Raw genomic sequence first — 23,187 nt, forward strand, 5'->3', positions numbered from 1 at the left:
GAAGAATTTCTAGTGTGGAACATGAGAAAAACACCTTCCTTTAGTATGCTTTTCTCTATTATAAAATGGGATAGTGGAAAATTTAAGGGAAAAAATAAAGCTGTCGAGATTTTCTCGACAGCCTGAGAAACCCATGGTTTCATGGGTTTCTTATGATTTCATTATTAGAAAGTCTGTCACAATGCAAGCAGGTTCTCCGTTTTGATCTGCCCCCAAAAGCTTGGGTACATCCCGTCACCGAATCCTGTCGTAAACATGGCAATGTCCACCTAGTCATGAAAACGGGTGACGAGCCAGTCCTCTTTTTTGGTCATTCAAATAACTTGTTCACACTTCCCTATACTTAAACTGGATGTGGTCCCGCTACTCCTTAAGTAGTTGAAGCTGACGGTTTGTTGTCGGACCTTGCATCAATAAGTATTATATTCTGTGCTTTTGCCAGCTTTAAATCACTCAGAATATTGACTACTTTATTAAGTTCTTGTTCAGAAAAATAAAGAATGACTTTAATTGATTTTTTTGTGTCATTTGCATTTTCATATACTTCCACTTGGTTCTGTAAATTTCTCTTCAACTGTGAATTACTGGCTAACTTAAATTCAATCAATGTTTTATCTTTATTCCCCCTGGATACTTTGTAATCCACTGGACCGCGACCATTATTCACTTCCCTATTAACGTCTGACTCACTTGCAAACCAGGTTAGCCTATACAAGATTTGGAGATCTTCTTCCCTTTTAATTGGCTTACCTTTAGAATAGAATATTCGATATCCATCATTGTTCTCAATAACACGCTTCATATATTTGACTCGTTTCAAGGATTCCTCAAAAGTATCACCATTCGTTTGATAAAATCCCGTTTCTTTCTCAAGTAAAGCAATTATGGATTTAAAATTGTCAACGTAAATTCTTACTGATTCTTTCACTTTCTCAATGCTTTTTGCTTTCGCCTGATCTCCTCGTTCTTCCTTATACTTAATATAGTAATCAACAAATTCAGGGTATTCAGATATAAGTCTACCTACAGCAAGGTTTCTGTCTTTTTGAGATGGCTTTTTGGGAAGTATAGATTGAAAATAATTATTAATTTGAAACCTCAACTGTTCGTTATCAATACTTGGTGGAATAAGAGAAAAGTCCTTTACCATATCTGCTTTGTTTATCCATGTTTCGTCCTTTGTTAAGATATCAACTGGCGAGAGCAACACGTAATCTCCATTCTTATAAGGTAATTGAAAAGTACCATTTTCCCATGTCTCTGTTTTATAATTAAATCTCACATTATTGACAGAGACCTTTTTTACGTCCTTCTTATCTAAATATTTCAAAGCAAAAGTTTGAGTAAATTTAAGTAAATATTCATGAATTAATCTAGTAGTAAAATCACTTATACTGTCCTTTCCAACCTTCTCTTTAATTATACAGAGTTTTTCAAGGTGACTGCTTTCTGTTACTTGTTCTTCTCCAAAATTCGAAAGTATCTTATTGAGATTTGAATGCAAAGCTTTTGCAAAATCTTTACCTAGACCGCTACCTACATTTCCACTCTTAGAAAATCCAAGCCAGTTCTGCTTGATTTCAGGAAACATAAACCATGCCTTTAACAGACCAGCGGAAATCTTTTTTGCTTGTGCTTTATCTTTTAAGAACATCAAATACTTAATTATTCCATCATGTAGTTCTTGATACTCTTTCTTACTACTATTAAAAAGAAGGAAAGGGTCAATAAATAATGGAAAATCATTTATCAGGGAAACATCAAAAGCTCCATAATCTTCAACCACTTTTGCATCTATATTGAAAAAGTCAGAAAAATAAACATTTATACCCATTTTCATCCCCTTTTCTTTAGCACTTGCGCAATGTTAATTCTATCCAACAGAAAAAGATATTTCAACAATTATCTTGTTACCATTTCAAATTTTTACATTATTCTACTTAATTTAAACGATGACAAATCGAAAACTAAATGAAATTTCTTAGATTTTATAAAAAGAACAACCTATAATTAAATTCGCTCCCAAAACCCTAATCTGAAGCAAAAAACAAGCTTAAGTTCCACCAAACAAAAAAGGTCTGAAATCCTTTATAGTAAAGAATTTCAGACCTTTTTTAATTATACGTCCCAGGAGAGATTCGAACTCCCGACCGACGGCTTAGAAGGCCGTTGCTCTATCCTGCTGAGCTACTGGGACATGTTGTTATGTAGTGTGCTTTGGCGTATTACCTCAGCGACAAGATTTATTATATTACTATTGTTCTTTAAAGTCAACGGTTTTTCGAAAGTTTTTTCATAAGGGGCAAATGCTGCACCCTTATGAAATACCTTCCAATGTGACAGTGTTTTCGAGGTCTTGTATGACGTGACCTTCGTCCGTGAAAAACTGTACGTTTGCTTCGCTTCCATCTAGTGTCAGTATAGCATAGCTGCGCTCTTTGCGCACTCTTGGCAGGTGCACGCTGCCTGGGTTAATGAGCAGTTTTCCTCTTAGCAGTTCACTGCCAGGGATGTGCGAGTGGCCAAAGCAGATAATGTCTGCGCCTAGCTCTTCTGCACGGTAGTAGACTTGAAGCAAGGATTGTTTGATGCCATGCAGATGTCCGTGAGTGAGAAATAGTTTTCCGCCTCCGTCGAGTGGGAGCAGGAGCTCTTCTTGAAAATCGCCCATAAAGTCACAATTTCCTTTGACGACTTTGTATCCTTCGAGTGCTGGGTGGTTCGTTTCGAGTTCTGAATCTCCGCAGTGAATCATCATGTCCACTTCAGCCGCATGCCGTTTGGCAATGGTTTGAAGTTCGTCTGTGAGTCCATGACTGTCACTAATGATGAGTATCTTCATGGCTTCATTCCCCCTTATTCATTTGCGTCTAGCAGTGATGAAAGCTTTTGAAGCGCGACCGCTCGATGGCTGATCTTGTTTTTTTCCTCTGGTGATAACTCGGCCATCGTCTGGTCTTTGTCTTTGACGATGAAAATTGGGTCGTATCCGAAGCCGTTTTCGCCGATCGGTTCTTCTGCGATGAATCCTTCTACTGATCCTTCTACCGTTTTGGTCTCTTTCCCCGGTATACTGACAGCCAGGGCACATCTGAATCTAGCAGTGCGGTCTTCTTTTTCGATGCCTTGCAGCTCATTTAGCACCTTTTCCACGTTCTCGGCATCGTCTTTATGCTCGCCCGCGTACCTCGCTGAATAGACGCCAGGTTTTCCGCCAAGGTAATCAATCGACAGACCCGAGTCGTCTGCAATCACCATTTCACCTGCTTTGGCTTGAATGGCCTCGGCTTTGATGATCGCATTTTCTTCAAAGGTATGTCCTGTTTCTTCGATCTCTTCCGTAAATCCGATGTCCGCTAGTGTTTTGACCGTGAATCCTTTTGGCTCAAGAATGGCTTTGAATTCTTTCGCTTTGCCCGCATTGTGCGTTGCGATGATGGCAGTTTTCATCCTGATCAAACCCTTCTCTTTATTCGATAACTTCTCCTGTCACTGCTTTTTGCTTTTCAATTAATTCTTTGATGCCTTTTTCGGCTAAATCAAGCAGTCCGTTTAGTTGTTCTCTTGAGAATGTCGCTTCTTCGCCAGTACCTTGAAGTTCAACAAAGCGTCCAGCGCCTGTCATGATGACATTCATATCCACTTCAGCTGAAGAATCTTCTTCATAATTTAAATCTAACAGAAGTCCCTGTTTAGAATCAATTCCGACGGATATCGCGGCTAAATAATCAGTGATCGGATTTTCTTTCAAAACGCCTTCTGATTGAAGCTTTTGAATCGCTAGTGTCATGGCCACAAATGCACCTGTAATAGATGCTGTGCGTGTTCCGCCGTCTGCTTGAATGACATCACAATCAATCCAAATGGTGCGTTCACCAAGCTTTTCTAAGTCAACGACTGCGCGCAGAGCTCGTCCAATTAAACGCTGGATCTCCATTGTACGTCCTGTGACTTTTCCTTTAGATGATTCTCTTATCGTTCTTTGAGCCGTTGCTCTTGGAAGCATGCTATATTCTGCTGTAATCCAGCCTTTTCCTTCTCCTCTTAAAAAAGGAGGTACGCGGTCCTCGATAGATGCGTTACAAATCACCTTCGTATTTCCCGCTGAGATTAAGACAGAGCCTTCTGGATGCGTGATGTAGCCTGCCTGTATTTCAATTTTTCTTAATTCGTCGTATTGTCTTTCATCTAATCTCATGATTTACCTCCGTTACGATATACATTCCGCGCGGGTGTCAGCGGGGTTCTCCTATTAACTTTGACAACCTCGATCCGTTCTAATCGCTTGGAATAAAAAAGAGGCAGCGAATGTGCATGCCTCTTTTTCTCCATTATATCAATGTGTGACCTTAAAAACTACCTGTATTCACTTGTTCTGGTCTTGAAACTGGCTTTGTGAGTTCTGTTCCTTTTTCGTTCACAAGCTCTGCCTTTCCGTTTACCTTCACTGACACGCTTTTCACATCTGGCAGCTCTGTTAATGTCAGCACAATGCTATCAAGAACTTTTTGTGAAATGACCTTTTTCTTTTCATCTGCACTGCCAAAAATGGATTCATTGAAATCTAGTGTCACATGACCGTCTTTTACTTTCGGGACATCATTCAGCTTCACATCTTGATCAAAGTCTGTCAGCAATTGGCTTGTTTTGCTTGGCCCAGAGACGAGCTCATCAATGGCTGCTGTAATTGGATCATCATCGTCTTTTGGTGCTCTTTTGGTCACCGGGACATAGTACGTCTGTTTGTCAGATTCAGCTAAATAGTAGACGGTCACAGGCTTTGTCGATGTCATATCAGCCGCAGCCTCGTGCTGAATATTAATGCCGTCCTCTCTGCTTAAATCATCTGAAATCGGTGTCCCATTCACAGGCATCTCTTTTAATTCATGGCCATTCATCTTTAATTTGACTTTCGCTACCGAATCAAACTGCGTTAATGTCCAAGTGACTGATTGTAAAATGCGCTGTTCGTCTTCTTTTTTATAGTTTTTGAATTCATTTGAGAAATCCACAACCGCTGTGCCATCTTTAATATCGACAGATACGCTCGTGTCCGCCGGCAGCACGGCTCTGAATCCATTTGGCATCAGGTTAGAAATCGGTCCCCCGTCTACGAGGTATTCAAGTGTTTGTTTCGCACTTCCTTCATTTTTCGGCAGCGGAATGGATTGAGACACAACATACCCATTTTTATCAATTAAATATAATTCTCTCATGACGGTATCTGCTTGCTTCTCTTCTTTTCCTTCTTTCGCTGTTTGTTTCTCTTCTTTATTTTCTTTCACAAACGTGACATTTTGTGGTGGATCAATCTCTGTTTTCGCTTGGTCTGTTTGAAACAATCCGCATCCTGATAAAAGCATGGCTGACGCAATACACGTAACAGCTGCTGTAGTTCCTTTTTTCAGCATACTTCACCCTCCTCTAGTGGTTTGTACTAGTATGTATACGAGCTCCCTCAGAGGATTAGACCCTTTTCATAAAAAAATAACCCACTTCCATGAGAAGTAGGTTATTGCTGATATACGTGTTCAAGCGAAACCGTTTCGACCTTTCCTGGCAGGTAGCCGAACCAGTCTTGAGCGATGTTTTGAAAGTTTTGCTGCTGCCCTGTTGTATAAAAAGTATGAACAGGCTCTTCCTTCGAATCATTTAACAGCCCTTTATATGAAAGAATGGTGCTCGCTTCTCTCGCTGTCTCATCTCCTGATGAAATGATATTGACGCCACTGCCCATAAAACGCTGAATCGGTTCTTTTAAAATCGGGTAGTGCGTGCAGCCAAGAATGAGTGTATCAATGCCTGTTTCTTTCATCGGTTCAAGAGAAGCTTTTACGACTTCATCTGCTGCACGATCTAAAAACGTACCACTTTCCACAAATGGCACAAGCAATGGACATGCCAGACTTTGAACAGTTAGTCCTGCTTTTAAAGAGAGCAGTGCTTCTTTATAAGCTTCACTTTTGATCGTATTGGCAGTGCCGATCACGCCAATATGCTGATTGTTTGTGACCTTGATCGCTGTGCGGGCTCCGGGCTGGATCACACCAATGACCGGGATATCAAGTGTTGCTTTAATTTCATCAAGTGCTATCGCCGTCGCAGTGTTACATGCAATGACTAGCATTTTAATATGGTGATGTCTTAATAGGTAGTGCGCCATTTCCCATGTATATTGAAGAACCTCTTCTTCTGCTCGAGGGCCGTATGGACATCGTTTTGTGTCGCCTACATAAATAATCTTTTCTTTTGGCAGTTGTCTCATGATTTCCTTCGCAACGGTTAAACCGCCTACGCCGGAATCAATCACGCCGATGGGTTGATCCAACAAAATCGCCTCATTTTCTTTTCATTTGCTGCTGTAGTTTCGTTAAAGACTGGTTGAAAACGATGGCTTCTTCTTCTGAGAAAGCCCCTAGAAGTTCACTGACGTATTCTTGGCGTTTGACAATCACTTCTTGAATGATCCGCTCACCTTCAGGTAATAAATGAATGCGAACCACGCGGCGGTCAGACGGATCTTTCACCCGTTCAACAAGTTCACTTTTTTCCATTCGGTCAATTAAATCGGTTGTCGTGCTGCAAGCCAAATACATCTTTTGTGATAGCTCACCTATTGTCATATCTCCGAATTCATAAAGCCACTGAAGCCCTACAAATTGAGGAGGTGTAATCGTATATTGATTCAGAATTTCTCTACCTTTTTGCTTAATGATTGCAGCAATATGGCGCAATGATTTTTCAATTTCTGCAACATGGCCTGACTCATTCGTTTCCATTTCATTGATACCTCACTATAGCATCTCACTTTGATTAAAACGTACATTCCTATTTTCCTCGTTTTTCAATGAAATTGCAAGAAGAGACTCATGGAAACGATATAGAAATAACCGGCTCCTCCCTGGTGCGGAAGGAAAACCGGCTGACGTTAGAGCTCTAGCTCACCCATACGCAGAAGCTCGACTACGGCCTGTGAACGACCTTTGACTCCTAGCTTTTGCATGGCATTCGAAATATGATTTCGAACAGTCTTTTCGCTAATAAAAAGCTCGCTTGCAATTTCTTTTGTTGTTTTATCTTGGACGAGCAATTCGAATACTTCTCTTTCTCTTTTGGTTAATAGCGGCTTGGATTGAAACTCTTTCTCCTTCAAGTATTGTAACCCTCCTTGCTAAGGTGAGAGCTCTAGTCTCTATAGAATGGGATTCTGTATAGTCGAGATATCATATGCCGGGTACTTGAGGTAGGTGACGTTAAAATCGAGAATTCCCGCAGATGAGCGTCCAATTTCCTCCCCTTCAAGCCGCACAAAAAAGGACGAGTCCCCTATAGAGACATCGTCCTTGATCAAACAAGCTTTTAAAATATCGAAATGGCTCCTGTTAAAAGAGCAATTAGTGTTGTAAACAGGGCTGTTAATACGGTCCATAACAGTGCGTACTTTTGCAAATCGCCTATATCTTTATTCAGCATACTCACAAGCAGTAATGTGGAAGCGACAAGCGGACTCAGTAAATGGACGGGCTGTCCGATAATAGAGGCGCGCGCAATTTCTACTGGATCAATTCCGTAAGCTGCGCCAGCTTCAGCTAAGATTGGCAGCACCCCGAAATAATACGCATCATTTGAAAGAACAAATGTAAATGGCATACTCGTCAAAGCGACAATGAGTGGAAAAAATGAGCTGTATGAATCTGGAATCATGTAAATGACCAAGTTAGCAATGGACTCCACCATTTTTGTTCCCGAAAAAATGCCTGTGAAAATTCCTGCTGCAAACACAAGGGTAATGACCGTTAAGGCATTTCCTGCATGCGATAGAATCCGCTCACGCTGATCTTCCACTTTTGGATAGTTGATCATAAGCGCAATGACAAAGCCAATGAGAAAGAGTACAGGAATCGGTACGATATCCAATACAAGCGTGACCATGACAGCAATCGTCAGGAAGAAGTTAACCCAAATCAAGTTTGGTCTCTTCATATCAGCTACGCCATCTTCAATTGATGCCGCCAATTCAGGAGAGATCGAGACCTCTTCTTTATACTTAATCTCGGCAACCCCAATGCGCTTCCGTTCTTTTTTTCCAAGAACATACGCTGTAAAAAGGATAAAAAGACCGCCCCCTATCATCGTCGGGAGTAATGGAATGAAGAATTCCGCTGCATCTAAACCAAGTGCAGCAATCGCACGAGTAGCTGGACCGCCCCAAGGCGTCATTCCACTCATAATGCCTAGTGATAATAATGAAATCGTCCCTAAAATCAGTGGGTTCATCCCAATTCTTAAGAAAAGTGGCAACATAGCTGATACGGTAATCATGTACGTTGTGGTCCCATCACCATCTAATGCAACAAGCATAGACAAAATCGCTACCCCAAAAGCAATTTTGACCGGATCGCCTTTCACAAGGCGTAAAATCAGTTTGATCAACGGGTCAAACAATCCAGCATCCAGCATGACACCGAAGAATAAGATGGCAAATAACAATAAAGCAGCAGATGGTGCAACGGTCTTGAGCCCATCAAGCATCATGTCCCCTAATCCGCTGTAAAATCCACCGATTAATGCAAAGATGATTGGCACAACGGTTAGAGCCACCACCGGATGCATACGTTTTGTCATAATAAGAAATGTAAAAGTCACGACCATCAAGATCCCTAAAATAGCTAGCACTTCATATCCCTCCATCCTCTTCTTTACACGATCCACAAGCGCCCCTTTTGCACTTGCGGCCCGAAATGTTAGCGCTTTCTATTTCAAGGATATAATAGCTTTTTTTATAATGAAAATATCGATTTTTTCGTCTATTCAATAAATTTTTTTTATAATTAGCCTTGCTGACTTCTTAAAAACTCAATGAATGCTTTCACAACAGACAAATGAAGGGAATCCGGCTGGTACATGAGCCATGTATCTCTTAAAACAGGCTGTCCATCTTTATACGAAAGACCTTTTACAAATAGCTCATCACTTGGTCTGAGGCAAATTTCCGGGACAATGGCATAACCTAAACCATGCTTCACCATCTCTTTTGATGTATCTTGCCTGTCTGTCTCCATTGTCACAAGCGGAGGCATCGTGAATGTCTCCTGCCACCATCTGTTAATCAATCGTTTTAATGAACTATCCGTGTGATAGTCAATGAGCGGCAGCTTCGGTAGGTCCTTTAGCTGTATTTCTGATTTTGAAATGATACAAAGGCGTTCTTTATCAAGCAAAAATCGCTCTCCATTCCAGTCGTAATCTCCTCTTAAAATGCCTAAATGTACACTTGATGTCCCTAATAAATCCATGACTTTTGTGCTCCATCCTGTGTTCACCATAAATTGAACATGTGGATACTGCTTAGAAAACTCTCTTAAAATTTCCGGCAGTTTATATTGAGCAAAGTTACTCGACACCCCTAGCCTGATCGTTCCTTTGACCTTTTTTTGCATATTGAGCATGCCATCTTTCGTTTGCTGGAGCTGCTTGAGCATGTCATTTGCGTATTTAGCCAAGTATTCGCCCTCTGATGTAAATTCAATGCCTCGTTTTCTTTTAAAGAAAAGCTTCATGTCAAATTCCTCTTCAAGTTGTTTCAATCGATAACTTAAGGCAGGCTGCGAGACAAATAATTTTTCTGCCGCTTTTGTGATGTTCTTCTCTTCATATAGCACCTTTAAAAACCGCCAGTCTTTCTCATCCATTGTGTGCCCTCCTTTTGACCTTGTTATAAAAATATTTTATCAGTTTCTCTTAAAATAATGTATTTAACTTATTTCTTATTATACTTTACCATTTTGATTAGATAAATAGTAACTAAACAATTGAGGGTGAGAGCAATGAGAAAAGTTCCAATCACAATCATGCGAGGCGGTACAAGCAAAGGGGTCTTCATTCAAGCCAATGATGCACCTTACGAACACGATGAGCTCGAAGCATTTCTATTAGACATTATGGGCAGCCCTGACCGGCTGCAAGTTGATGGAATCGGGGGCGGTAATTCTTTAACAAGTAAGGTGGCCATTATCGATAAAGCCACTCGTCCAGATGTGGATGTGAACTATACGTTTGCACAAGTCAGCATCAATGAAAGATTTGTCGACTTTAAAGGAAACTGTGGGAATATCTCATCAGCAGTTGGACCGTATGCCATCATTAAAGGACTTGTCCAAGCAGTTGAGCCTGTCACAACAGTACGTATTCTGAATACCAACACGAATAAAATCATTGTGGCAGAGGTAGAAGTCGAGAACGGAGAAGTAAAATTTGAAGGACAGGCAGAAATTCCAGGAGTGAAAGGAACAGGTTCTCCCATTTATTTATCCTTTGAGAAACCTGAAGGCGCTGTCACAGGTAAAACCTTTCCGACTGGAAACAAAATGGATACGATCCAGACAAAGTTTGGAGAGATTCCGATCTCAATCGTTGACATTGCAAATCCAATCGCTTTTGTCCGTGCCAAAGATATTCAATTAAAAGGAACTGAATTGCCTGAGGAGTTTACAGACGAATTGCTGGATGATTTAGAAGAGATTCGCTCCATCGCTGCTGAAATGTGCCACTTTGCACCAAAAGAACTGGCCACATTACAGTCTCCAGCTGTTCCTAAGCTTGCAATTATTAGCGAGCCTGCTGATTATGTAGATACAAATGGAATATTGAGAAGAGCAGCAGATATGGACATCATCGTTCGGATGCTATCGATGCAAAGACCGCACCAAGCACTTGCCATTACCGGATCTGTCTGTGTGTCAGCCAGCTGTTTCATGGATCAAACGCTTCCGGCACAGCTGTTTCAAGGAAAAGATGACACACTCCGTATTGGGCATCCTGCTGGTATTATGCAAACTGAAATTGATATCTCACAAAATAGAGTGAAAGTCATTCGAACCGCAAGAGAAATTCTAGATGGAGTGGTCTTTACAAAACAAGACTACATGGTTCAACCTCAAATAAAAAGAGAAGCATAAATGAGACGTCATCTTGTCGACAAAGAGCTAAAATGAACTGATTTTAGCTCTTTGTCTTTTTTTCAGTGTAAAGATCTTAAAGCACTCCGTTCTAACATCGAATGTAACGGTTTTCTAGACACTAATCGAACGAGAAATTGTCTACTTGGGCGGTGCATCAATATCTCCTGCTGAATGGGCTTTTATATGTCCTTGATCATCTTTTAACTGAATATGACCATAACGGTTCACACCACAGCAAATTCCTTCCTGCCATGTTTGCTTTTCACGATCTAATGAAATACGAAGCGGTTGATTCAGCCGATATAATCGTTTGTTATAAAGGGCAGTGAGGGCTTCAAATCCTTCCATTTGCCAGCGTGCATGGTATTTTTCAAAGGCCGCTACCAGATCTTTCACTAGCTGGTCCGCTTTCACCTCAGTGAGTTCTGATAGACAAACGGTTTTATACGGAACGTGCTCCGGCTTTGTCTCTACATTGATGCCCACACCGATGTAAATGGCGCTGCGGTCTGCTTCAATTAATGTGCCAGATACTTTCGCTTCATTAATCAATAGATCATTTGGCCATTTGATCGCCAGTTGATCCTCTGCTCTCATGAGTGGTTTGAGTACATCATAAATGGCAAGTGCCGTCAGCGGGGCAATCGTTGATTGGGTGGAGATATCTACTGGCGGTTTTACTGTCATCGTGACAGCTACATTCCCTGTAGGCGTTTCCCACGGTCTGCCAAGCCTGCCTCTCCCTGCTGTCTGCTGCCGGGCATATACAGCAAATGAAGGGGTTTCTCCTTGCTGAATAAGCCTTTTCGCTTCATTATTTGTACTATCAATGGTGTCGTATTGAAAAATCTTCATGTGCTCTCCTTTTGTTTCTTCTCCATTATGATTCTTTTATTATAACAAAATGAAACATGTGACCGTGATTCTTTAATGTCGCTGGGCCTGAAAAGTCTCTTTTTCCTCTTCTGTAAACGGTACAGGGGCACCGGTGTCTTTACTTATTTGCACCATCGTGACTGAGCCTGTAAAACACGGTTCTTGCTGTTCATTTTCTCCTAAATAATGAAGGATGAGAGAGCTTGATCCAACCTTTTCTGGCTTTACATACACACGCAGCCTCTCACCGATTTCCACTTGCTTGATGTAATCACATTGAAGGTTTGCCACGACCGTAATCGTCTCTCTCGCGCGCTTCATTCGCTTATCTACAATTCCCGTTTTTTGAAAGAAGGCAATCCGCGCCTCTTCAAAATACACAAATGGGGTGACATTGTTCATGTGACCAAACATATCCGTTTCTGAAAAACGGACGGTTGTTTCCACATAAAATCGAAACGATGCCCTCCACTCTTCAAACGGTTCTTCAATATATGACGGCAGCCTCATTTGATCCACTCCTTATTCGCAAACAAACGCCTCTCCCGTATTGGAAGAGGCGTTTGTTATGTTTTTGCATCCAGCCTCTTGTAAACACTCATCATGATTGGCAAGGAGGACTGAATGTGATGTTATTCTGCGTGATCGCTTCCGAAGAAGTTACGGAAAGCTTGTAATGTTGTATCTCGGTTAAGTGCTGCAATTGATGTTGTGAGCGGGATTCCTTTCGGACAAGCCTGCACACAGTTTTGAGAGTTCCCGCAGTTTGCAAGACCGCCATCACCCATAATTTCTTCTAAACGGTCAGACTTATTCATTGCACCTGTCGGATGTGCGTTAAATAGACGAACTTGTGAAAGCGGTGCAGGGCCCATAAAGGAAGACTTATCATTCACGTTTGGACAAGCTTCAAGGCAGACACCACATGTCATACACTTTGAAAGCTCATACGCCCATTGACGCTTTTTCTCAGGCATTCTTGGTCCAGGTCCAAGATCATATGTGCCATCGATTGGCACCCATGCTTTGACTTTTTTCAATGAATTGAACATACGACTTCGATCAACCTGCAAGTCTCTCACAACCGGGAAAGTTTTCATCGGCTGAAGACGGATCGGCTGATCTAACTGATCAATCAGTGCTGTACATGACTGGCGAGGCTTTCCATTAATGACCATGGAACAAGCGCCACATACTTCTTCAAGACAGTTCATGTCCCAGTTGATCGCCGTTGTTTTTTCACCTTTTTTATTGACCGGATTACGTCTGATTTCCATGAGTGCAGAAATGACGTTCATATTCGGACGGTAAGGGATTTCGAATTCCTCATCATAAGGCTTGCCATCTGCTGTATCTTGACGTGTGATAATAAATTGAATCGTATTTTTTTCACTCATCTTATTTCTCCACCTTTTTCTTCGAGTAATCTCGTTTACGAGGTGCAATTAACGATACATCGACGTCCTCATAGTGGAATGCAGGTTTTTGGTTTTTCCCTTTGAACGTAGCCATCGTTGTTTTTAGGAATTCTTCATCGTTTCTTTCTGGGAATTCCGGTTTATAGTGTGCGCCTCGGCTTTCATTCCGGTTGTAAGCCCCAATCGTAATGACACGTGCCAGCTGAAGCATGTTGTCAAGCTGACGCGTGAAGGCAGCGCCTTGGTTGCTCCATGAAGCTGTATCGTTGATGTTAATATGCTTATAGCGCTCCATCAGTTCTTCAATCTTCTGATCTGTTTTTAAGAGCTTCTCGTTGTAACGAACCACTGTCACGTTGTCCGTCATCCATTCTCCAAGCTCTTTATGAAGCACATATGCATTTTCTGTGCCATCCATGCTAAGGATGTTGTCCCATTTCTCCTGCTCTTTCTTCACGGCACTGTCGAATGTTGCAGATGATAAATCTTCTGCAGACTTTTCAAGACCGCTAATGTATTTCACAGCATTTGGTCCAGCAACCATTCCACCGTAAATCGCTGAAAGCAATGAGTTTGCACCAAGTCTGTTTCCGCCGTGCATAGAGTAATCACATTCTCCTGCAGCAAACAAGCCTTTGATATTCGTCATTTGATCATAATCAACCCATAATCCGCCCATTGAATAATGAACAGCCGGGAAAATTTTCATCGGAAGCTTACGCGGGTCATCACCCATGAATTTTTCATAGATTTCAATGATTCCGCCAAGCTTAATATCAAGCTCTTTTGGATCTTTGTGAGAAAGATCTAGGTACACCATGTTCTCTCCGTTGATGCCAAGCTTTTGCTCCACACATACGTCGAAAATTTCACGCGTTGCAATGTCACGCGGTACAAGGTTCCCGTATGCTGGGTACTTTTCTTCAAGGAAGTACCAAGGTTTTCCGTCTTTATATGTCCAAACTCTTCCACCTTCACCACGAGCTGATTCACTCATGAGACGCAGCTTGTCATCTCCTGGGATCGCTGTTGGGTGAATTTGAATGAATTCTCCATTAGCATAATGAGCACCTTGCTGATAAACGATCGATGCAGCTGATCCGGTATTAATCATGGAGTTCGTTGATTTACCGAATACGATACCAGGGCCGCCTGTTGCCATGATGACAGCATCTGAACGGAAGGATTCGATTTCCATTGTCGTCAAGTTCTGTGCGACAATACCTCGGCATACTTCCTCGTCATCTAAGACAGCACCAAGGAATTCCCAGCCTTCATATTTCGTCACAAGACCCGCTACTTCATAGCGGCGAACCTGCTCATCTAGTGCGTATAATAACTGCTGACCTGTTGTCGCACCAGCAAATGCTGTACGGTGGTGCTGTGTTCCCCCGAAACGGCGGAAGTCCAGTAATCCTTCTGGTGTTCTGTTAAACATTACACCCATACGATCAAGTAAATGGATAATGGACGGCGCTGCTTCACACATTGCCTTTACTGGCGGCTGGTTAGCTAAAAAGTCTCCGCCATATACCGTGTCATCAAAATGCTCATAAGGTGAATCTCCTTCACCTTTTGTATTGACCGCTCCGTTAATTCCGCCCTGTGCACAAACAGAATGCGAACGTTTCACAGGTACGATTGAAAATAGTTTAACAGCTGTTCCCGCTTCTGCTGCTTTGATAGTTGCCATGAGACCAGCTAAGCCGCCTCCGACAACGATGATGCTAGAATTACTCATTGTAGCCCCTCTCCCTCTTCTACTAATCTATTTCCTCTTAAACAAAAGCGAAAATTGCTCTTAGCCCTACATATGAAAGCGCTATAAATATACCTAATGTCACATATGTGGAGATTCTTTGTGAGCGTGGTGAAACTGTAATTCCCCAGCTGACAGCAAATGACCACAAGCCATTAGCAAAGTGGAAAATAGTAGATAAAACGCCGACAATATAGAAACCTAGCATAAATGGAGAGCTTAAAATATTCGCCATCATGTCATAGTTTACTTCAGCCCCAAGCTGCGCTTGAATGCGTGTTTCCCATACGTGCCAAGTGACAAAAATCAATGTGATGATACCTGTAATCCGTTGCAGTCTGAACAACCAGTTTCTTAAGTAACTGAAGCGAGACGTGTTGTTTTGTGCCGTAAAGGCTATGTACACCCCATAAACAGCATGATAGATCAGTGGTAAGAAAATCACGAACAGCTCAAGTGCATATCTGAATGGAAGCTGTTCCATAAAGTGTGCAGCTTTGTTAAACGCCTCTGGTCCATTCGTCGCAAAGTGGTTAATCACTAAGTGCTGTACTAAAAATAGACCGACCGGAATGACGCCAAGCAAAGAATGCAATCTCCGATAAAAAAATTCTTTGTTCCCCGACATTACTTTACCCCCTAGTAAAAAAAGTGCAATTGCTTGAAAATTGTCTTACCCCCGCTTCTTTCAATTGTAAGCACTTTATTCAAATTTATTGACAATTTCATTTTACTCCTATGTCAAAAAAGCGTCAAGAAACCGCGTACATAAATTAAAATTTTCCGAAATTTAAAAGTTTTAAATCAAAATTCGTTTTACTACAATAAGAATTTCTTAGACTTCAGGGAAAACTCTGTCATCATATGCCCACATAAGCTATAATAAATTGTTGAAAGAGGGGAGCCATACAATGAATAAATTCGAATCTAACTTAGAACAGCTAAAAGAAATTGAAGTCAATGGATTTGCCTACGAGCTGATACGCGAAGTTCTGCTGCCTGACATTCTTGGTCAGGATCATTCATCTATGATGTATTTTGCGGGTAAACTGCTTGCTCGTAAATTTCCTCAAGAGTCATGGGAAAAGATCCCCGAATTTTTCCATGATGCCGGATGGGGAACTCTCACGATGGTCCATTCTAAAAAACAGGAAATTGAGTTTGAGCTCGAAGGTCCACTTGTATCGAATCGACTCAGCTATCAAAAGGAGCCATGCTTTCAAATGGAAGCAGGTTTTATCGCTGAACAGATTCAGCTTCTCAATGAGCACGTGGCTGAATCCTATGAACAAGTAAAAAAGCGTGCTGATAAAGTCATTTTAACCGTTAAATGGGATTTAAGAGACCCTAGCTAACACTGTTTATGAAAGGCGATGACTTCGTGTCACGCCTTTTTTATATACCCTTCTATCATAGCACAGTTGGCGTAACGGTTTACGCACGTTTTTCTTTCTTCATATGCTGATGATTTCCAATATAAAAAAGAGGTGTATCCTTTCATGGGATACACCTTTTTTGAAGATTTAAGAATGAGCAGCGGCGCTCACCTTTGATAATTCAAACGCATCATGAAGGGCTTCTACCGCTTTCACCATATCTTCACGATCAACGACTGTGGAGACTTTGATCTCAGACGTACTGACCATTTTCACTTGAATGTCTTTTTGAGCTAACACAGCGAACATTTCAGCCGCAACGCCTGGGTTTGAGACCATACCAGAGCCAACGATAGATACTTTGGCTAATTTGCTTTCTGTCTCAATCTGCTCATAACCAAGCGCACCTTTGTATTCTTCTAATACTTCAACTGTTTTAGACAAATCATCCGTTTTCACAGAGAAAGAGATGGAGGTCTGATTGGTGCTTGTGACAGACTGAATGATGATATCGACATTGATATTTTGCTTTGCAAGTGTTGTAAAAATAGTCGATAGCGTTGTTAAACCGCTTGAAAGGCCGCATACCGTCACGCGTGTCATCTGATCTTCAAATGCAATGCCTCTTACAACTAAATTTTGTTCCATGGATGATTCCTCCTCAATTAACGTACCCGATTCATTTTCAATGCTAGAACGGACTTCTAGTGGGATTTGATAATTTTTCGCAAATTCGACCGCTCTCGGATGCAGCACACCTGCTCCTAAATTGGCTAACTCAAGCATTTCATCGTATGAAATTCCTGCAAGTTTTCGCGCAGACGGCACATAACGAGGATCTGTTGTAAACACACCTGGTACGTCCGTATAAATATCACATTTATCCGCTTTGAGTGCCGCAGCTAGTGCCACTGCTGTCGTATCTGATCCACCACGTCCAAGTGTTGTAATATGTAGATCATCCGCAATTCCTTGGAAACCTGCTACAACGACGACTTTTCCCGCACTCAGTTCTTCTTTGATTCTTGCTTCATCGATGTCCACGATTCTTGCATTTCCGTGTACCTTCTCTGTTTTCATCCCAGCTTGCCAGCCTGTAAAGGAAATGGCATCATAACCTTTTGCTTGCAGTGCCATCGCTAATAATGAAATGGTCACCTGCTCACCAGTTGTCAGTAGCATATCCATTTCTCTTTTGCTTGGATCATCTGTGAGTTCTTTCGCTAGGTCTACTAGAACATCCGTTGATTTGCCCATCGCAGACACAACCACGACCACATCATTTCCTGCCTCGCGTTCAGCGATGACTCTCTCTGCGGCATTGCGAATTTTTTCTGTCGATCCAACAGATGTTCCACCAAATTTTTGTACAATTAGTCCCATGTCTACCACCCTTTTTCAAAAGATCACGTGTGAGAGAAGAGGCTGCGGAGACTGCTCTTTTCACTGCAAATAAAAAAGCAATGAGAGAACAAATCTCCCATTGCTTTAAAATCATCATCAAACGATGCAAACAATGAGATAGCCCTCCAAGAAATACATTCTTGACAGCCCTACATTTCTTCAATGTACAGCCAGCGAATAAAATGAGTGGATTTTATTCACTTCGGCGACGCTCCCCTTTCAGCCCTCTTCCTAGATCCCCTCGATCTCTGAAGGCTTACTCTTGAAGTTCGCACCTCTATCTTCAACAAACAACACGTTCATTTATTAAATTAGTCACATCTTAACAGACTTTTGGAAAAAGTACAATCTATTTTTTTAATGCCTCCATTAAAAGTTCAGCCGTTTGCTTCGGAATACCAGCGTCCTGAAAATCCTGGATAGAGGCTTCTTTCATCTTTTTCACAGAGCCAAAATATTTAAGTAACTGCTTTTTGCGCTTTTCCCCGATACCTGGGACATCGTCTAGAATAGACTGGAATGCATTCTTCCCGCGCAGCTGCCGGTGAAAACTAATCGCAAATCGGTGCACTTCATCTTGAATACGCTGCAATAAATAAAAGGCCTGACTATTTCGTTCGAGCGCAACAATTTCAAGCGTATCACCCATCATCAGATTCGATGTCCTGTGTTTTTCATCTTTCACTAGACCTGCCACAGGAACAGACAGATTCAATTCATTTTCGAGCACATCTATGGCTGCGTTGATCTGTCCTTTTCCTCCATCGATTAAAATCAAGTCAGGAAGCGGCAGTTCATCTTTTAACACACGGGTATATCGCCTTCTAATGACTTCACGCATGGAGGCATAATCATCGGGCCCTTCAACGGTTTTAATTTTGTATTTTCGGTATTCCTTTTTATACGGCTTCCCGTCTTGAAAGACAACCATAGCGGAAACGGGGTCTGCTCCTTGGATATTGGAGTTATCAAACGCCTCAATCCGGTATGGCATATAAATATTGAGTGCATCTCCAAGCTGCTTCACTGCACCAATTGTCCGTTCTTCATCGCGCTCTATGAGCGAGAATTTTTCTTTGAGTGCAATTTTGGCATTTTGATGGGCAAGTAAAAGCAAATCCTTTTTCTTTCCTTTTTTCGGCTGGTGAACATTCGTTTCAAGCAATTGCTCAATCATCTCTTGATCGACGCTGTCTGGCACCAAAATTTCCTTCGGCAGAAAATGGTTGTTCTTTTCATAAAACTGCCCCATAAACGTGAGAAATTCCTCCTCAGGGTCTTGATACATCGGAAATAGGCTGACATCACGTTCGATTAATTTTCCCTGTCTGATGAAGAAGACTTGGACACACATCCAGCCCTTATCATAAGCATAGGCAAATACATCGCGATCGGATAAGTCACTCATCGTCATCTTTTGCTTTTCCATCGTTGAGTCGATATAAGCGATTTGATCTCTCAGTTCTTTTGCCCGCTCAAATTCTAATTGTTCGGCCGCTTCTTGCATCTTCTCTGTTAATTCTTTCTTGATTTGCTGATGACCTCCGTTTAGAAATCTTGTGATTTCATCGACGAGCTGTTTATTCGTTTCTTCAGAAATGTCATACACACACGGAGCAAGACATTGTCCAAGATGATAATAAAGACAGACTCGGTCAGGGAGTGTTGCACATTTTCTAAGTGGATATAAACGATCGAGCAGCTTTTTCGTTTCTCTTGCTGCTTGTACGTTCGGATATGGACCGAAGTATTTCCCTTTATCCTTTTTCACATTGCGGGTGACAATCAGCTTAGGGTGACGTTCATTCGTAATTTTAATAAAAGGGTACGTTTTGTCATCCTTGAGCATGACATTGTATTTCGGGTCATATTTTTTGATTAAATTCAGCTCTAAAATAAGTGCCTCAATATTTGAAGAGGTGACAATGTATTCAAAGTCTTCGATTTCACTGACAAGCCGCTGCGTTTTGGCATCATGAGATCCTGTAAAATAAGAGCGGACCCTATTTTTTAATACCTTTGCCTTTCCCACATAAATGATCGTATTTTGTCTATCTTTCATTAAGTAACAGCCTGGTTGATCAGGTAAGACTGACAGCTTTTCTTTGATCAATTTGTTCATATTTTCATCCGTCCTTGTTTTCCTCGTTCACTCCTTCTAGTGTATCACGAACATTTGTTTTATACCACGATGAAAGAAAAGCGGCTCTCTATACGAGAACCGCTTTTTGAGATCATGCCACGCGGGCATAGATCGGTTTATAGATGTTTGTTTACAAGCTCAGCTAGTGCTTCTTTTGGTTTGAAACCAACAGACGTTTCGACGACTTCACCGTCTTTTAAAACAAGAAGTGTTGGGATACTCATAACGCCATATTTACCAGCAGTTTCTTGGTTATCATCCACATCAATTTTTACAATTTTCATTTTATCGCCCATTTCTTGATCAAGTTCTTCAAGAACTGGAGCAATCATTTTACAAGGTCCGCACCAAGGTGCCCAAAAATCTGCAAGAACAACACCTTCTGCAGTTTCTTGTGAAAATGTTGCGTCAGTAGCTTTTACGATTGCCATTATTCATTCCTCCAATGTAAATTATGCTTTTTAGTATAGCATCTACCAATGTGACTTGCGAATGAAATGCTTACGAATCATTTTTTATGAAATGAATTAAAAAACAAACCGTATAATCGCACCAATAACAACAATCGCACCAATGATCATCAGAATGGTTCTAAGCATATGACATAACTCCCTTTCCGCTTCATTTACAATGTATGATGCCCCAACATTCTTCTCATCAAACATTGAAATATGCGATCAAGCCAGATCGACGGTCAACATGACAACCGACATAGGCGGCAGATCAATAGTCAGCTCGCCGTGCTTAACAGCAAATTGCCGAAAGTCCGCAGGCTGAACGGAATGAGGATCATCGAACGTGTTGTGCGCATTCATCTGATCAGCAGTCAGCACACGGCCAGTGACCTTCGTTTTTGCATCGATTCCCTCTATCTCAAGAGATACGTCTGCTTTTTCATGGGGATTCACATGACAGAAACTAATATGCATCTTGTCAGATGACCGCGAGGCTGACACACTGACTTGAGGGATTTTTTCCCCCCGGCGTTCATACGAAGGCGCATTCAATTCTACTTCAAGCGCTTCTTCTTCTTGATGCACTTGAAACATGTGAAATACATGATAGGTAGGTGTCAGGAGCATCTTTTCGTCCTGCGTTAACACCATCGCTTGCAGCACATTGACGGTCTGGGCAATATTCGCCATATGAATCCGCTGGCAATGGCGATGAAAAATATGAAAATGCAAGGCACAGACTAGAGCATCTCTTAATGTGTTTTGCTGATACAAAAACCCTGGATTTGTCCCCGGTTCTGGATCATACCATGTCCCCCATTCATCAATAATCATCCCGATTCGCTTGTCTGGGTCATAACGATCCATGATTTTTCCGTGTTCCACGACAAGCCGCTCCATTTCAGACGCCTTTTTCAGCGTTGTAAACCACTCATCCTCATCAAAATCAGTCGCTGACCCTTTCTTCTCCCATGTACCAGGTACCGTGTAATAATGTAAACTGAGCCCATCCATCCACGGTGCAGCCCGCTCCATCAATACTTTCGTCCAATTCACGTCATTAGAGTTCGCGCCGCAGGCGATTTTGTAAATACGCTGCCCTGCAAACTCTCTTACGTACGTTTGATAGCGTTTATATAAATCTGCGTAGTATTCAGGCGTCATATTCCCGCCGCAGCCCCAGCTTTCATTGCCTACACCAACATAGGTCAGCTTCCAAGGTTCTTGTTTTCCGTTTTTAATGCGCCAGTCTGACATAGGTGTCCCTTTTGGAAATGTCATGTATTCGACCCAATCGGCTAATTCTTGAACAGACCCGCTTCCCACATTGCCGCAAATGTATGGCTCACATTCAAGCAGCTCACATAATGCCATAAATTCATGCGTACCAAATGCATTGGATTCAACCGTACCACCCCAATGGGTGTTTACCATCGGCTTTCGTTCACTCAGATCACCTACACCATTTGCCCAGTGATACTCGTCTGCAAAACAGCCGCCCGGCCACCTCAGCACCGGGATATGTAAGGCTTGAAGCGCCTTTAGTACATCGGTACGAATCCCCTCAATATGGTCAATCGATGAGTCTTTCCCTACCCAAATGCCGTCATAAATTCCTCTTCCTAAATGCTCTTGAAAGTGTCCATAGATGTGTTTAGAAATGGTTCCAATCACTTCATTGACTTTTACTGTCCCATTCACTTATAAACCGCTCCTTTGTTTCGTGATAACATACAAAAAAACCCAGAATACCTAGGCATTCTGAGTGTATGAGCGTTAAGAATGGATATTCATGTTTTTTAACTCTTCATTTAAAAGCGGAACGACTTCGAATAAGTCACCAACTATTCCGTAATCAGCGATTTTGAAGATTTCAGCTTCTGGGTCTTTGTTGATCGCAACAATGACTTTACTGTTGGACATACCGGCTAAATGCTGAATAGCTCCTGAAATCCCGCAAGCAATGTAAAGGTCAGGTGTGACGACTTTACCGGTTTGACCAATTTGCAGGGCATAATCGCAGTAGTCAGCGTCACATGCACCACGCGAGGCACCGACTGCTGCGCCAAGCGTTTGGGCAAGTTCTTTCAGCGGTTCAAAGCCTTCTTTGCTCTTGACCCCCCTGCCTCCTGCGACAATAACCTTCGCTTCAGATAAATCTACACCTTCTGATGTTTTTTTAATGACTTCCTTCACGATTGTTCTTAGGTTTTGAATATCGACAGAAACTGGCGTCACTTCTCCGCTGCGTGACGCATCACGCTCCAGCGGTGCCACGTTGTTTGGACGGATAGTAGCCAAAAGCAGACGATCTGTTGAAATGACTTTTTCAAAAGCTTTTCCTGAATAAATCGGTCTAGTGAAAACAAGATGTTCACCGGTAACGCTTACATCTATTGCATCTGAAATTAAGCCAGTTTGCAGGCGCGCAGCTATTTTGGGTGACAAGTCTTTTCCGATCGATGTATGACCGAAGAGCACTGCATCAGGATTGACTTGATCTAATATTGCTTGAAGCGCCTGCGCAAAACCATCAGACGTATAATAAGAAAGATGCGGGTGCTCGACGATCATCACATGATCCGCTCCATAATAAAGCAGTTCATCCGCTTGATCTTTGACGTGATCCCCTATTAAAACGCCAATCACTTCACCGCCATCAGCCACCTCGTGAGCGGCAGCAATCGCTTCAAACGTCACATTTCTTAATTTACCGTCACGACTTTCTCCAAGTACAACAACTTTTTTACTCATCCTTTAAGCTCCCCCTTGTTCTCGTGATATCGTAAAGTGGA

The 23,187-nt window shown here is 41.9% G+C and carries 23 protein-coding genes, 1 tRNA gene and 1 riboswitch; of the genes, 2 read left to right on the forward strand and 22 right to left on the reverse strand.

Features of this window, described 5'->3' with window-relative positions; genetic code table 11:
- Window positions 1-176 precede the first annotated feature (176 nt).
- From ACSBQP_RS17090 to ACSBQP_RS17145, 12 genes are all read right to left on the reverse strand, one after another.
- Window positions 177-257 (reverse strand): DUF4241 domain-containing protein, encoded by an 81-nt coding sequence (locus ACSBQP_RS17090; RefSeq protein WP_178897090.1) that lies wholly within the window; start codon window positions 255-257, stop codon window positions 177-179.
- Window positions 258-370: 113 nt separating this feature from the next.
- On the reverse strand, window positions 371-1,834 hold the full coding sequence (locus tag ACSBQP_RS17095; RefSeq protein ID WP_217816508.1) for a hypothetical protein: 1,464 nt from the start codon (window positions 1,832-1,834) through the stop codon (window positions 371-373).
- Between the two features lie 289 nt (window positions 1,835-2,123).
- A tRNA-Arg gene (locus ACSBQP_RS17100) sits at window positions 2,124-2,197 on the reverse strand.
- 120 nt (window positions 2,198-2,317) lie between these two features.
- The gene (locus ACSBQP_RS17105) at window positions 2,318-2,842 is read right to left on the reverse strand and encodes a YfcE family phosphodiesterase (RefSeq protein ID WP_041092493.1); all 525 of its coding nucleotides are present in this window, start codon (window positions 2,840-2,842) and stop codon (window positions 2,318-2,320) included.
- Window positions 2,843-2,856: 14 nt separating this feature from the next.
- The gene (locus ACSBQP_RS17110) at window positions 2,857-3,459 is read right to left on the reverse strand and encodes an XTP/dITP diphosphatase (protein ID WP_007501598.1); all 603 of its coding nucleotides are present in this window, start codon (window positions 3,457-3,459) and stop codon (window positions 2,857-2,859) included.
- A 10-nt stretch (window positions 3,460-3,469) separates the two neighbouring features.
- Window positions 3,470-4,198 carry a ribonuclease PH gene (gene rph / locus ACSBQP_RS17115; RefSeq protein WP_007501599.1) on the reverse strand — a complete coding sequence of 243 codons (729 nt, stop codon included), beginning with the start codon at window positions 4,196-4,198 and terminating at the stop codon, window positions 3,470-3,472.
- 151 nt (window positions 4,199-4,349) lie between these two features.
- Window positions 4,350-5,411 carry a GerMN domain-containing protein gene (locus ACSBQP_RS17120; RefSeq protein WP_035701809.1) on the reverse strand — a complete coding sequence of 354 codons (1,062 nt, stop codon included), beginning with the start codon at window positions 5,409-5,411 and terminating at the stop codon, window positions 4,350-4,352.
- A 101-nt stretch (window positions 5,412-5,512) separates the two neighbouring features.
- Complete coding sequence (racE, locus tag ACSBQP_RS17125) at window positions 5,513-6,331, reverse strand: glutamate racemase (protein ID WP_206115577.1); 819 nt, start codon at window positions 6,329-6,331, stop codon at window positions 5,513-5,515.
- Between the two features lie 7 nt (window positions 6,332-6,338).
- The gene (locus ACSBQP_RS17130) at window positions 6,339-6,779 is read right to left on the reverse strand and encodes a MarR family winged helix-turn-helix transcriptional regulator (RefSeq protein ID WP_007501606.1); all 441 of its coding nucleotides are present in this window, start codon (window positions 6,777-6,779) and stop codon (window positions 6,339-6,341) included.
- Between the two features lie 149 nt (window positions 6,780-6,928).
- Window positions 6,929-7,153, reverse strand: a complete 225-nt coding sequence (gerE, locus tag ACSBQP_RS17135) for a spore germination transcription factor GerE (protein WP_003184172.1) — start codon at window positions 7,151-7,153, stop codon at window positions 6,929-6,931.
- A 206-nt stretch (window positions 7,154-7,359) separates the two neighbouring features.
- Window positions 7,360-8,676 (reverse strand): CitMHS family transporter, encoded by a 1,317-nt coding sequence (locus ACSBQP_RS17140; RefSeq protein WP_217816507.1) that lies wholly within the window; start codon window positions 8,674-8,676, stop codon window positions 7,360-7,362.
- A 155-nt stretch (window positions 8,677-8,831) separates the two neighbouring features.
- Window positions 8,832-9,692 carry a LysR family transcriptional regulator gene (locus ACSBQP_RS17145; protein ID WP_007501609.1) on the reverse strand — a complete coding sequence of 287 codons (861 nt, stop codon included), beginning with the start codon at window positions 9,690-9,692 and terminating at the stop codon, window positions 8,832-8,834.
- A gap of 135 nt (window positions 9,693-9,827) precedes the next feature.
- On the opposite strand from ACSBQP_RS17145, the gene ACSBQP_RS17150 reads away from it, so the two are divergent.
- Window positions 9,828-10,958 carry a 2-methylaconitate cis-trans isomerase PrpF family protein gene (locus tag ACSBQP_RS17150; protein WP_060832540.1) on the forward strand — a complete coding sequence of 377 codons (1,131 nt, stop codon included), beginning with the start codon at window positions 9,828-9,830 and terminating at the stop codon, window positions 10,956-10,958.
- Between the two features lie 141 nt (window positions 10,959-11,099).
- On the opposite strand, the gene ACSBQP_RS17155 is transcribed toward ACSBQP_RS17150, so the two are convergent.
- The 5 genes from ACSBQP_RS17155 to ACSBQP_RS17175 form a co-directional block, all read right to left on the reverse strand.
- Window positions 11,100-11,816, reverse strand: coding sequence for a biotin--[acetyl-CoA-carboxylase] ligase (locus tag ACSBQP_RS17155; RefSeq protein WP_019744098.1), 717 nt, complete (start codon window positions 11,814-11,816; stop codon window positions 11,100-11,102).
- A gap of 72 nt (window positions 11,817-11,888) precedes the next feature.
- On the reverse strand, window positions 11,889-12,347 hold the full coding sequence (locus ACSBQP_RS17160) for an acyl-CoA thioesterase (RefSeq protein ID WP_007501614.1): 459 nt from the start codon (window positions 12,345-12,347) through the stop codon (window positions 11,889-11,891).
- Window positions 12,348-12,469: 122 nt separating this feature from the next.
- Window positions 12,470-13,234 carry a succinate dehydrogenase iron-sulfur subunit gene (sdhB, locus tag ACSBQP_RS17165; protein ID WP_017358239.1) on the reverse strand — a complete coding sequence of 255 codons (765 nt, stop codon included), beginning with the start codon at window positions 13,232-13,234 and terminating at the stop codon, window positions 12,470-12,472.
- Between the two features lies 1 nt (window position 13,235).
- Entirely contained in the window at window positions 13,236-14,996 is a 1,761-nt protein-coding gene (gene sdhA, locus ACSBQP_RS17170) for a succinate dehydrogenase flavoprotein subunit (RefSeq protein ID WP_008345971.1), read from the reverse strand.
- A gap of 37 nt (window positions 14,997-15,033) precedes the next feature.
- Entirely contained in the window at window positions 15,034-15,642 is a 609-nt protein-coding gene (locus ACSBQP_RS17175) for a succinate dehydrogenase cytochrome b558 subunit (RefSeq protein WP_007501622.1), read from the reverse strand.
- A 283-nt stretch (window positions 15,643-15,925) separates the two neighbouring features.
- On the opposite strand from ACSBQP_RS17175, the gene ACSBQP_RS17180 reads away from it, so the two are divergent.
- Window positions 15,926-16,369: a YslB family protein gene (locus ACSBQP_RS17180; protein WP_008345974.1), complete on the forward strand. Its 444-nt coding sequence runs from the start codon at window positions 15,926-15,928 to the stop codon at window positions 16,367-16,369.
- Window positions 16,370-16,537: 168 nt separating this feature from the next.
- Here ACSBQP_RS17180 and ACSBQP_RS17185 read toward each other — a convergent pair whose 3' ends face one another.
- The 5 genes from ACSBQP_RS17185 to ACSBQP_RS17205 form a co-directional block, all read right to left on the reverse strand.
- A complete protein-coding gene (locus ACSBQP_RS17185) occupies window positions 16,538-17,773 on the reverse strand; it encodes an aspartate kinase (RefSeq protein ID WP_007501626.1) in 1,236 nt (411 codons plus the stop codon).
- 131 nt (window positions 17,774-17,904) lie between these two features.
- Window positions 17,905-18,082, reverse strand: a riboswitch (Lysine riboswitch).
- Between the two features lie 61 nt (window positions 18,083-18,143).
- Window positions 18,144-19,916, reverse strand: a complete 1,773-nt coding sequence (gene uvrC, locus ACSBQP_RS17190) for an excinuclease ABC subunit UvrC (RefSeq protein WP_217816506.1) — start codon at window positions 19,914-19,916, stop codon at window positions 18,144-18,146.
- Between the two features lie 137 nt (window positions 19,917-20,053).
- Window positions 20,054-20,368: a thioredoxin gene (gene trxA / locus ACSBQP_RS17195; RefSeq protein WP_007501629.1), complete on the reverse strand. Its 315-nt coding sequence runs from the start codon at window positions 20,366-20,368 to the stop codon at window positions 20,054-20,056.
- A 246-nt stretch (window positions 20,369-20,614) separates the two neighbouring features.
- On the reverse strand, window positions 20,615-22,093 hold the full coding sequence (locus ACSBQP_RS17200; protein ID WP_217816505.1) for an alpha-N-arabinofuranosidase: 1,479 nt from the start codon (window positions 22,091-22,093) through the stop codon (window positions 20,615-20,617).
- 75 nt (window positions 22,094-22,168) lie between these two features.
- A complete protein-coding gene (locus tag ACSBQP_RS17205) occupies window positions 22,169-23,146 on the reverse strand; it encodes an electron transfer flavoprotein subunit alpha/FixB family protein (protein ID WP_007501631.1) in 978 nt (325 codons plus the stop codon).
- Window positions 23,147-23,187: the final 41 nt, after the last annotated feature.

The organism is Bacillus sp. G402 (genome assembly GCF_051172515.1).
GTDB lineage: Bacteria > Bacillota > Bacilli > Bacillales > Bacillaceae > Bacillus > Bacillus altitudinis.